Annotated in this window: 11 protein-coding genes and 1 riboswitch; of the genes, 4 read left to right on the top strand and 7 right to left on the bottom strand. The window is 71.8% G+C overall.

The window, feature by feature from the left end; genetic code table 11:
- Nucleotides 1-426: 426 nt before the first annotated feature.
- The 3 genes from UW392_RS62370 to thrC all read right to left on the bottom strand — a co-directional run bounded on the left by UW392_RS62370 (nt 427) and on the right by thrC (nt 2,662).
- Nucleotides 427-630, bottom strand: a complete 204-nt coding sequence (locus UW392_RS62370; RefSeq protein ID WP_010035953.1) for a cold-shock protein — start codon at nt 628-630, stop codon at nt 427-429.
- Between the two features lie 413 nt (nt 631-1,043).
- Entirely contained in the window at nt 1,044-1,319 is a 276-nt protein-coding gene (locus UW392_RS62365; RefSeq protein WP_320784398.1) for a ubiquitin-like small modifier protein 1, read from the bottom strand.
- Nucleotides 1,320-1,372: 53 nt separating this feature from the next.
- On the bottom strand, nt 1,373-2,662 hold the full coding sequence (thrC, locus tag UW392_RS62360) for a threonine synthase (protein WP_320784397.1): 1,290 nt from the start codon (nt 2,660-2,662) through the stop codon (nt 1,373-1,375).
- Between the two features lie 17 nt (nt 2,663-2,679).
- Nucleotides 2,680-2,821: riboswitch (SAM riboswitch) on the bottom strand.
- A 171-nt stretch (nt 2,822-2,992) separates the two neighbouring features.
- Here thrC and UW392_RS62355 point away from each other — a divergent pair.
- Both UW392_RS62355 and UW392_RS62350 read left to right on the top strand, forming a co-directional pair.
- Nucleotides 2,993-3,937, top strand: coding sequence for a glucosyl-3-phosphoglycerate synthase (locus UW392_RS62355; RefSeq protein ID WP_320784399.1), 945 nt, complete (start codon nt 2,993-2,995; stop codon nt 3,935-3,937).
- Between the two features lie 42 nt (nt 3,938-3,979).
- Nucleotides 3,980-5,404, top strand: coding sequence for a trehalose-6-phosphate synthase (locus tag UW392_RS62350; protein WP_320784396.1), 1,425 nt, complete (start codon nt 3,980-3,982; stop codon nt 5,402-5,404).
- Between the two features lie 36 nt (nt 5,405-5,440).
- Here the strand turns inward: UW392_RS62350 and UW392_RS62345 are convergent, their stop codons facing one another.
- The 4 genes from UW392_RS62345 to UW392_RS62330 form a co-directional block, all read right to left on the bottom strand.
- Entirely contained in the window at nt 5,441-5,986 is a 546-nt protein-coding gene (locus UW392_RS62345) for a hypothetical protein (protein ID WP_320784395.1), read from the bottom strand.
- 139 nt (nt 5,987-6,125) lie between these two features.
- Nucleotides 6,126-7,007, bottom strand: a complete 882-nt coding sequence (otsB, locus tag UW392_RS62340) for a trehalose-phosphatase (RefSeq protein WP_320784394.1) — start codon at nt 7,005-7,007, stop codon at nt 6,126-6,128.
- A 59-nt stretch (nt 7,008-7,066) separates the two neighbouring features.
- Entirely contained in the window at nt 7,067-7,309 is a 243-nt protein-coding gene (locus UW392_RS62335) for a DUF3263 domain-containing protein (RefSeq protein ID WP_320784393.1), read from the bottom strand.
- Between the two features lie 46 nt (nt 7,310-7,355).
- Nucleotides 7,356-8,582 carry an extracellular solute-binding protein gene (locus UW392_RS62330; protein WP_320784392.1) on the bottom strand — a complete coding sequence of 409 codons (1,227 nt, stop codon included), beginning with the start codon at nt 8,580-8,582 and terminating at the stop codon, nt 7,356-7,358.
- Between the two features lie 150 nt (nt 8,583-8,732).
- On the opposite strand from UW392_RS62330, the gene UW392_RS62325 reads away from it, so the two are divergent.
- Entirely contained in the window at nt 8,733-9,674 is a 942-nt protein-coding gene (locus UW392_RS62325) for an ROK family protein (protein ID WP_320784391.1), read from the top strand.
- A complete protein-coding gene (gene nagA / locus UW392_RS62320; protein ID WP_320784390.1) occupies nt 9,674-10,909 on the top strand; it encodes an N-acetylglucosamine-6-phosphate deacetylase in 1,236 nt (411 codons plus the stop codon). The genes UW392_RS62325 and nagA overlap by 1 nt, the downstream gene beginning before the upstream one ends.
- The last annotated feature ends 56 nt before the right edge of the window (nt 10,910-10,965 follow it).

Below are 10,965 nucleotides of genomic sequence, written 5' to 3'. Positions count from 1 at the left end.
GAGCTGGTTCATGCCGCGCTCGAGGCCGCGCCGCGCCTCCTCGTCGAACGCGATGATCTTGGCCATGTGAAGTGGTCCCTCCAGGACTGGGGGTGATTCCTTCGGACCGCGCCCGCGCCCGCGACGGACGGCTCGCCGGCCCCGTGGTTCCTTCCCCACGAGGACCCGCGGGCCTCACCGACCCGGTCCTTCGTTGTCACTCTCACCTTCAGAGTGCTAACGCCAATGATTAGCACTCGACCCCTCCGAGTGCAAGACGCACCCGCGAAGTGGGTTCGTTGTGGGGTGGTCGGGCGACGGGCGGGCGCAAGCGTCTCTCACCAACGAGGGCGACGCTCCGCCGCCCGCGAACATGCCGGAGGGCCCGCACCCCTGCCGGGACGCGGGCCCTCCGGAGAAGACCGTTCGCTGCGGTGGTCGCGCGGATCAGGCGCTGACGCGAACCATGTCGGCCTGCGGGCCCTTCTGGCCCTGCGAGATCTCGAACTCGACCCGCTGACCTTCTTCAAGGGTGCGGTACCCGTCCATCTGGATCGCGCTGTAGTGGACGAAAACATCCGCACCACCGTCGACCGCGATGAAGCCGTACCCCTTCTCCGCGTTGAACCACTTGACGGTGCCCTGAGCCATGCCTAACTCCCCTATTACTGGCCCTTGCACAGATCCGCACTTCGCGAATCCGGGTCAGACCTCGCCCCCCAGAATCTGGGGGCGTGCGCCGGAACGCGTCGACCGCGGCCGAATGTATCTGTCCAACTGCCCTCTGCAACAGGTCAATTGGACGAGAATTCTGGACGGGAGCGGTCCGGAATATGGTGAGAATTCGTAAGGATTCGGGGCAAGTCGGGCCACTCAAAGAGGGCAAAAGACGCGAAAGACGCCCACACTTTGGCTACATCTAGTCGGGCGGGCGGCAGGAATTCTTGGTTTCCGACCGCGTGATCAGCGCCGCGTTCCCCAACTGTACCGCGCTCAACCACATGGAATTGCCCCCTCCGCTTCTCTCACGGAGGGGGCAATTCGGGGGAACGGTGGGTGACGGATCAGCCGCCGGCGACCGCGGGGATGATCGAGACGCCGGCCCCGTCCGGGGTGGCCGTCTCCAGACCCTGCTCGAATCGGACGTCGTCGTCGTTGACGTACACGTTGACGAACCGCCGCAGCTTGCCCTGGTCGTCGAGAACCCGCCCGGAAATCCCGGTGTGGTTCTTCTCCAGGTCGGCGATGACCTCGCCGAGGGTGGCCCCTTCGGCGGTCACTTCGGCCTGCCCGCCGGTGTACGTACGCAGGATGGTCGGGATGCGGACAGAGACACTCACTTGAAACCTCCGGTCAGGGGGATCTGCCTAGGGGTGCGGGGAACTGCGCGGCGCTACGCCAGCCCCGCCGCACGGAAGGAGTCGAGGTTCGGCCGGATCGTCGCCGTGAGCCCCGTGTCGGCGACCGCGTCCAGCGTCTTCAGACCGTCCCCGGTGTTGAGCACCACGGTGGTGAGCGACGGGTCGAGGACACCCGCCTCGATCAGCTTCTTCGTCACGCCCACCGTGACCCCGCCCGCGGTCTCCGCGAAGATCCCTTCCGTCCGCGCCAGCAACTTGATCGCCTCGACGACCTGCTCGTCCGTGACGTCCTCCACCGCGCCGCCGGTGCGGCGGGCGATGTCGAGGACGTACGGCCCGTCGGCCGGGTTGCCGATGGCCAGCGACTTGGCGATGGTGTTCGGCTTCTGCGGGCGGACCACGTCGTGGCCGGCCTTGAACGCGGTGGAGACCGGCGAGCACCCCTCGGCCTGGGCACCGAAGATCTTGTACGGCCTGTCCTCGACGAGCCCCAGCTCGATCAGTTCCTTCAGACCCTTGTCGATCTTCGTGAGCTGGGAGCCGGAGGCGATGGGCACGACGAGCTGGTCGGGAAGGCGCCAGCCGAGCTGCTCGCAGATCTCGTACGCGAGGGTCTTGGACCCCTCCGCGTAGTAGGGGCGGAGATTGACGTTGACGAAGCCCCAGCCCTCGCCGGCCGGGTCGCCGATCAGCTCGGAACAGAAGCGGTTGACGTCGTCGTAGTTGCCCTCGATGCCGACCAGCTCGCCGCCGTAGATCGCGGCCATGACGACCTTGCCCTGCTCCAGGTCGTGCGGGATGAACACGCAGGAGCGCAGACCGGCGCGGGCGGCGGCGGCGCCGACGGCGCCGGCCAGGTTGCCGGTGGAGGAGCAGGAGAGGGTGGTGAAGCCGAAGGCGCGCGCCGCCTCCAGTGCCTGCGCCACGACCCGGTCCTTGAAGGAGTGCGTCGGGTTGCCGGAGTCGTCCTTGACGTAGAGACCGCCGGTGACGCCCAGCTCGGCGGCGAGGCGGTCGGCCTGGACGAGCTTGGTCCAGCCCGGGTTGATGTTGGGCTTGTCGGCGACGTCCGCCGGGACGGGCAGCAGCGGCGCGTAACGCCAGATGTTCGCGGGGCCCGCTTCGATGCGCGCGCGGAGCTTCTCCGTGTCGTACGAGGAGAAGTCGTAAGCGATCTCCAGCGGGCCGAAACACTCCTCGCAGGCGAAGACCGGGCCGAGGGGCACGCGGTGGCCGCATTCCCGGCAGGAGAGCGCCGCGGCGGGGCCGAGATCGACGGAGGCGGCGGGAGTGGTGGTGCTTTCGGCAGTCTGCACAGCCATGGAGGCGAGGCCCTTTCTCCTCATCTTCCTCACGACGCACTTCGCCGTGAGACGGATTTGGCACCTTCCCGAGCCGGGAGCCTCGCGTCTTCACGAGTACCGACTGGAGGGTTGCCGGGGCTTCATCGGGCCGTGTCCCTCTGCCCCTCTGGATGAGCTGTATGTGGTTGTCAGCGGCGGCCACCCCCGACATGCGATGGTCATCCGCGTTGTTCAAGACTGTAACCGAAGGCCAGGACAGTTGAGATAGTCGTCCGATGCGCGAGATGGATCACATATGCGACGCCTGACCCGCTGACCGTGATCCACAACAGGGAGGAGCCGCAGACCGTGCTGGAAGAAGTCGAGCGCTGGCTCAGTGCACGCTCCTGGTCCGTGACCGACCGTCCGCTCCACCAGATACTGGCCGCCAAGCAGCGCACCGGCCAGCGGGTCAGCGTCGTGCTGCCCGCGCTGAACGAGGAGGAGACCGTCGGCGACATCGTCGCGGCCGTCCGCCACGACCTGATGTGCCAGGTACCGCTGGTCGACGAGATCGTCGTGATCGACTCCGGGTCGACCGACGCCACGTCGAAGGTGGCCGCGGCGGCCGGCGCCCGCGTCGTGCACCGCGACGAGATCCTGCCGCGCCTCGCGCCCGTCCCCGGCAAGGGCGAGGTGCTGTGGCGGTCACTGCTGGTGACGAGCGGGGACATCGTGGCGTTCGTCGACGCCGACCTCAAGGAGTTCTCGTCCGACTTCGTCACGGGGATCGTCGGCCCGCTGCTGACCGACCCGGACGTGCACCTGGTCAAGGCCATGTACGACCGTCCGCTGCGCGGCGCCGCCGGGCAGGGCGGCCGGGTCACCGAGCTGATGGCCCGCCCGCTGCTGAACATGCACTGGCCGCGGCTGGCCGGTTTCGTGCAGCCGCTCGGCGGCGAGTACGCGGCCCGCCGCTCGCTCCTGGAGCGGCTGCCGTTCCCCGTCGGCTACGGGGTGGAGCTGGGCATGCTGGTGGACGCGCTGCACCTGGTGGGCCTGGACGCCCTCGCCCAGGTCGACGTCGGGGTGCGCAGGCACCGGCACCAGGACGGGCAGGCGCTGGGCCGGATGGCCGCCGCGATCTACCGGACCGCGCAGCTCAGGCTGGCCCGGGGCCATCTGGTCCGGCCGGCGCTGACGCAGTTCGAGCGAGGTGCGCAGGGGTTCGAGCCGCGGACGTTCTCGGTGGACACCGAGGAACGCCCGCCGATGCTGGAGATCGCCGAGTACGCGGAGCGCAAGGTCGCGTGAACGTACGTTTGAGCTGTTGGCGGCCGGGCTAGTTTGAGTCGTATGGCTTCCTCGGCTTCCGCTTCTTCTTCGTCCGCTTCGTCCGCGTCCTTCGGTGCCGCTCAGGTGCTGGTGGCCTCCAATCGGGGCCCCGTGTCGTACGAGGTCGGGGGGGACGGTTCGCTGCGCGCCAAGCGGGGCGGCGGCGGACTGGTCTCCGGGCTGTCGGCGATCGGACCGGACGCGGGTGCGCTGTGGGTGTGCTCGGCGCTGTCCGACGGCGACCGCGAGGCGGTGCGGCGCGGGGCGGGCGAGGACGGCGTACGGATGCTGGACATCCCCGCCGACGTGCACAGCGACGCGTACAACGGCATCGCCAACTCCGTGCTGTGGTTCGTCCACCACATGCTGTACCAGACGCCGGTGGAGCCGGTCTTCGACGCGGAGTTCCGCCGGCGGTGGGACTCCTACGTGGCGTTCAACCGGGCGTTCGCCGAGGCGCTGGCCGAGGAGGCCGCCGAGGGCGCGGTCGCGCTGGTGCAGGACTACCACCTGACGCTGGTGCCGGGCATGCTCAGGGAGTTGCGGCCCGATCTCCGCATCGGCCACTTCTCGCACACGCCGTGGGCGCCGGTGGAGTACTTCCGGATGCTGCCCGACGACATCGCCGAGCAGGTGCTGCGCGGGATGCTGGGCGCGGACCGGCTGGGGTTCCTCACCCACCGCTGGGCAGACGCGTTCACCGCGTGCTGCGACGCGCTGGTGGGCGGGCTCGGCTCCACCGAGGTGGGCGTGCACGGGCTCGGGGCGGACGCGGAGTTCCTGCGGAAGCGGTCGCGGGAGAGCGACGTGGACGAGCGGATGGCGGCGCTGCGGGGACAGATCGGCGAGGGCCGGCGCACGGTCGTGCGGGTGGACCGGACCGAGCTGTCGAAGAACATCGTGCGGGGGCTGCTGGCCTACCGGGAGCTGCTCCGGCGGCGGCCGGAGTGGCGGGAGCGGGTGGTGCACGTCGCGTTCGCCTACCCCTCCCGGCAGGATCTCGCGGTCTACCGGGAGTACACGGCGGAGGTCCGGCGGGTCGCCGAGTCGGTCAACGAGGAGTTCGGTACGCCGGACTGGACGCCGGTCGTGCTGCACGTCGAGGACGATTTCGCGCGGTCGCTGGCGGCGTACCGGCTGGCCGACGTGGCGCTGGTCAACCCCATCAGGGACGGGATGAACCTGGTCGCCAAGGAGGTGCCGGTCGTCTCCGACGAGGGGGTGGCGCTGGTGCTGTCCCGGGAGGCCGGGGCCTTCGAGGAGCTGGGCGAGGACGCCGTCGTCGTCAATCCGTACGACGTGGTGGGTACGGCGGACGCCCTGCACGAGGCGCTCTCCCTGCCGGACGGCGAGCGCGCGGAGCGGACGAAGCGGCTGGCCGCGGCGGCAACGGCGTTGCCGCCGGCGCGGTGGTTCCTGGACCAGCTGGAGGCCCTGCGGGGCTGACCCTGGTTTCTGCCGCCCTGCCGCCTCTCCTGCCGCCTACTGCTGCGGCTCGGGGCAGGTGCCGGTGTCGGCGCCGATGGAGTTGATCTCCGCGTTGGACCGGGAGTCGTTCGCGTAGTCGATCTGGTTGGTGCACTTCAGGTCCAGCGCGAGGCCGTCCGGGTCGGCGGCGCCCTCGGGCACGGGGCAGGTCCCGGTGTCGGCGCCGATGGAGTTGATCTCGGCGTTGGACCGCGAGTCGTTCGCGTAGTCCAGCTGGTTGGTGCACTTCAGGTCCAGCGCGAGGCCGGCGGCGGGGGTGGTTTCGCCGCCCTGCGCGGAGGAGTCGGTGGTGGCGTTCGACTCCGCGGTCGGGGCGGTCGACCCGACGGACGCGGTGGCGCTCGCGTCGGTGGAGTCGGCGGGCGGGGTGGACGATTCGGCGGTGGCGGTCACGGACGTCCCGGCGGTCGCCGACGAGGTGTCGTCGGTGCCGCCGCTCTCGCAGGCGGTGAGGGCCAGACAGGCGGCCACGGCGGTGACGGCGAGCGCCGAGATCTTGCGGGCGTTCGTCTTCCGGGTGAGCGTCTTGCGAGCGGTCATGGCGGGTCCTCCACGGTTCCTGTGCCTGGTCGATCAGGCTTTACGGTGCGGAGGAGGGCGTCGGGCGGGGGGCGGGTTGCGCCCCCCGCGGCGTCAGGACACGCCTGTGACAGACGGGGGGAATCTCTGTGACCTTGTCTCAGGCCAGCCGTCGGGCGAGGGCGCTCAGCAGGGCGACGACCCCGGCCGGGCCGTCCACCTCCAGGTCGGCGCGTTCACGCAGCCGGGTCACCTCGTCGCTGCCGCTGCACACCAGCAGCCCCGGGGTGCCGTCGCCGCGCAGGGTGTCGACGGCGTCGAAGGCGGGCAGGTCGCCGAGGTCGTCACCGGCGTAGAGGACGGCCGCCGCGCCGGTGGCACGGGCGTGGTCGAGGAGGGCGACGCCCTTGTCCATGCCCGGCGGGCGCAGCTCCAGCACCATCCGGCCGGGCTCGACGATCAGTCCGTGCCGCCCGGCCAGTTCGGCCAGGGGTCCGCGCAGCGCGTCGAACGCGGCCTGCGGGTCGGCGGCCCGCCGGGTGTGCACGGCGATCGAGCGGCCCTTCTCCTCGATCCACGCGCCGTCGCGGACCCCGGCCCGATCCAGGAGGGCGGGCAGTCCGGCGCGGACGGCGGCGACCCCGGGGTGCGGCGGGGGCGCGGTGACGGTGCCGGTGGCGGCGTCCCAGCGCTCGGCGCCGTAGTGCCCGAGGACGACGAGGTGCTCCAGGCCGGGTACGTCCGCGAAACCGCCGTGCCGGACGGCGACCTCGGCGGGGCGGCCGGTGATCACGGCGACGGAGGCGACCTTCGGCGCGAGCGCGGCCAGCGCGGGGACCGCGTCCGGGTGGGCGCGGGCCCGGTCGGGGTCGGGCACGATCTCGGCGAGCGTGCCGTCGAAGTCGAGCGCGACCACCGTGCGGCCGGGGTGCGCGAGCACCGCGCCGAGCCCGTCCCGCCCGGCCTCGGTGGCGGGCGTCGGCAGGGGGGCCGGCGGCTGGTCAGGCGTGTCGGGTGTTGCGTCCGTGTGGTGGCTGCCCATACGGCGAACCTATCCCGGGGGCACCGCTCGCACGCCTCTGCCGTTCCGTGCGTCAGGATCTACCGTTCCGTGCGTCTGGACTCCCTGACCCGGCGCAGGCGGTTGACCGTGACCGGGGCGGCGGCCAGGGCCCGGGGGTCGTCGAGGAGGGCGTTGAGGAGCTGGTAGTAGCGCACGGGGGCGAGGCCCAGTTCCTCGCGGATCGCGCGTTCCTTGGCGCCGGGGCCGGAGAAGCCGCGGCCCTCCAGCGCCAGGACCGCCCGTTCCCGTTCCCCGAGCGGCTGCCGCTCTGCCTCGTTCATGCCCGCACCGTAACGCCGGGCACCGACACCGGGGGGCTCAGGCGGCTCAGCCGGCCTGCGTCGCGGCCGTCTGGATCTCCTTCAGGACGGACTCGGGGTCCTCGCCGCGGGCGACCGCCCTGCCGATGTCCTTCTTCACCCGTGCGCTGACCGTCGCCCAGGACTTCTCGCCGACCGGGTACAGCTCGGAGGTGAGCAGTTCGTCGAGGAACGGCTTCAGCTCCTTGTCCTCGGCGGCCGCGCCCATGGTCTCGGAGGCGGAGCCGGTGACCGGCAGCAGGTCGTAGCGGCGGGAGAAGTCGAGGACGTTCCGGTCGCTGTAGACGTAGTCGAGGAAGTCGCCGGCCTGCTCCTGGTGGCCGTTCTGCTTGAAGGCGGTCATCCAGTCGGTGACGCCGAGCGTGGTGCCGCTCGCCCCGTCGACGCCGGGGGTCGGCACCATGCCGTACTCCACGCCGTTCTTCTTGGCCATCGCCATCAGTGACGGGTGGCCGTTGAGCATTCCGACCTTGCCCTCGGCGAAGGCGGCGAAGGCGTCCGCCCGGTCGAGCTTGCCGGGCGCGACCGGCCCGGTGAGGCCCTTGTCGACGAGTTCGTCCTTGAGCCAGGTGAAGGTGTCGACGTTCTGCGGGGAGTCGACGCTGTAGGTGCCGAGGGAGTCGGTGTAGCCGCCTCCGCCGCTGAGCATCCACTGCATGGTCTCGGCCTGCGCCTCCTCGGGGCCGAGCGGCAGCGCGTACGGGTACGTCACGCCCTCCGCGTCGAGCGCCTGCGCGGCGTCGGCGAGGTCCTCCCAGGTCTCGGGCGCGGAGAGGCCGGCCTTGGCGAAGAGGGTCTTGTTGTAGAAGAGCACGCGTGTGGAGGCCGCGAACGGCATTCCGTACTGCACCCCGTTGACCTGGCCCGCGGTGGCGAGCTGGGAGACGAAGTTGGCCTGCGTGGGAATGGAGAGCAGGTCGTCGGCCTGGTAGAGCAGCCCCTTGTCCGCGTAGTCGGCGTAGGCGCCGATCTGCGCGAGGTCGGGCGCGTCACCGGAGTCGACCATCGCGCGGACCTTCCGGTCGACGTCGCTCCAGGAGTAGACGGTGACCCGGACGTCCACGTCGGGGTGGTCGGACTCGTACGCCTCGGCCAGTTCGTCCCAGTACCGCTGGGAGCCGGTCTCCTTGCCGTCGCCGTAGTCCGCGGCGACCAGCCGCAGGGTCACCTCGTCGGAGCCGCCCGAGCCGATGCCGCAGCCGCCGAGGACCGCCGACAGACCCAGCGCGGACACCGCCGCGATCGTCCCTTTTCCACGTCGCCGCACTGTTCGCCCCCTGCTCTGCCGACCGATTGGTGCCGACTGCTGTCCGTTTACCGGAACAAGGTCTACACCACGTGAATGGACTAGACCTCTCGCGGGTCCACGGGCCACACTGTCCCCGTGAGACATGTCATCGCCCTCGACGTGGGCGGCACCGGGATGAAGGCCGCCCTGGCGGGACCGGACGGCGAACTGCTGCACCAGGCCCGCCGGCCCACCGGCCGGGAGCGCGGACCGGACGCGGTCGTCGCGGGCATCCTCGACTTCGCCGCGGAACTGCGCGCCCTGGGCGCCGACCGGTTCGGCGAGCCCGCCGCGGCCGCCGGCGTCGCCGTCCCCGGCATCGTCGACGAGGCACGCGGCCTCGCCGCCTACGCCGCCAACCTGGGCTGGCGCGACGTCCCGCTGCGGGCCCTGCTGACCGAACGGCTCGGCATCCCGGTCGCCCTCGGCCACGACGTGCGCACCGGCGGCCTCGCCGAGGGCCGCGTCGGTGCCGGCCGGGGCGCCGACCGCTACCTCTTCGTCCCCCTCGGCACCGGCATCGCGGGCGCCATCGGCATCGACGGCCGGGTCGAGGGCGGCGCGCACGGCTTCGCGGGCGAGATCGGCCACGTCGTCGTACGCCCCGGCGGCACCGCCTGTCCGTGCGGGCAGCACGGCTGCCTGGAGCGGTACGCCTCCGCCAGCGCCGTCGGCCAGGCGTGGGCGGCGGCGTGCGGCGACCCGGAGGCGGACGCCGCCGACTGCGCCAAGGCCGTCGACTCCGGCGACGCGCGGGCCCGGGAGGTCTGGCTGGCTGCGATCGACGCCCTCGCCGACGGCCTGGTCACCGCCCTCACCCTGCTGGACCCCCGGGTCGTCGTCATCGGTGGCGGGCTGGCGGAAGCCGGGGAAACGTTGTTCACACCGCTGCGGGAGGCCGTCACCCGCCGGGTCACCTTCCAGACCGAGCCGTCGATCGTCCCGGCCGCCCTGGGCGACACGGCAGGCTGCCGGGGCGCGGGCCTGCTGGCCTGGGACTTGCTGGACCATGCCGACCTTACGGAGGAATCCGCCTGATGGCAGCCCACCCAGGGGCGCGGGACAGCGCCGATATGCGGCTCCGCCGCGGAGCGCGAGCGACCACAACGAGCCCGCACCCCGCGACGGACACCACCCCCCTCCTCCTCACCGGCGCGAAGATCGTCCTCCCCACCGGCACGGCCGACGACGCCACCCTGGCCATCGACGGCACCCGCATCACCACTCAGGCCGCCCCCGACGCCCGGCGGATCGACCTCACCGGCCACTGGGTGGTCCCCGGCTTCGTGGACCTCCACAACCACGGCGGCGGCGGCGCCTCCTTCACCTCCGGCACCACCGAGGAGGTCCTCGCCGGCATCCGCACCCACCGTCTGCACGGCACGACCACCCTGGTCGCCTCCACCGTCACCGGCGACCTGGACGGCCTCGCCCGCCGCGCCGGGCAGCTCGCGGAACTGGCCGAGCAGGGCGACATCGCCGGCATCCACTTCGAGGGCCCGTTCATCTCCCCGTGCCGCAAGGGCGCCCACTCCGAGGCGCTGCTGCGCGACCCGGACCCCGCGGAGGTCCGCAAGCTCCTCGACGCGGCCCGCGGCCACGCCAGGATGGTCACGCTCGCCACCGAGCTGCCGGGCGGTCTGGACTCCGTACGGCTGCTGGCCGAGCACGGCGTGATCGCGGCGGTCGGGCACACGGACGCGACGTACGAGCAGACCGTGGCGGCGATCGACGCGGGCGCCACCGTCGCCACGCACCTGTTCAACGCGATGCCGCCGATCGGCCACCGGGCGCCCGGTCCGATCACCGCCCTCCTGGAGGACGAGCGGGTCACGGTCGAGCTGATCAACGACGGCGTCCATCTGCACCCGGCCGCGCTCCGGCTGGCGTTCCACCACGCGGGCCCTTCACGGGTGGCGTTCATCACGGACGCGATGGACGCCGCCGGTTTCGGCGACGGCCGCTACCACCTCGGCCCGCTGGAGGTGGAGGTGAGGGACGGTGTGGCGCGGCTGGTCGAGGGCGACTCGATCGCGGGTTCCACGCTCACCCTGGACCGCGCCTTCAAGCGGGCGGTGACGGTGGACGGGCTGCCGGTGGGCGACGCGGTCGCCGCGCTTTCGGCCAACCCCGCGCGGCTGCTGGGCCTGGCGGACCGGGTGGGTTCGCTGGAGCCGGGCAAGGACGCGGACCTCGTGGTGCTCGATTCCGCGTTCGACGTGGTGGGTGTCATGCGGCGGGGCGTTTGGGTGGTCGATCCCCAACCGCGGTGATTGATCCCCGAGTCGGTCGCGGTACGGCCGGACTCGGGACTGGGCCGACCGCCGTC

This window comes from Streptomyces sp. CRN 30 (assembly GCF_034105845.1).
The sequence above is the reverse complement of the archived record's forward strand: the minus strand, read 5'-3'. Positions and strand labels throughout refer to the sequence as shown.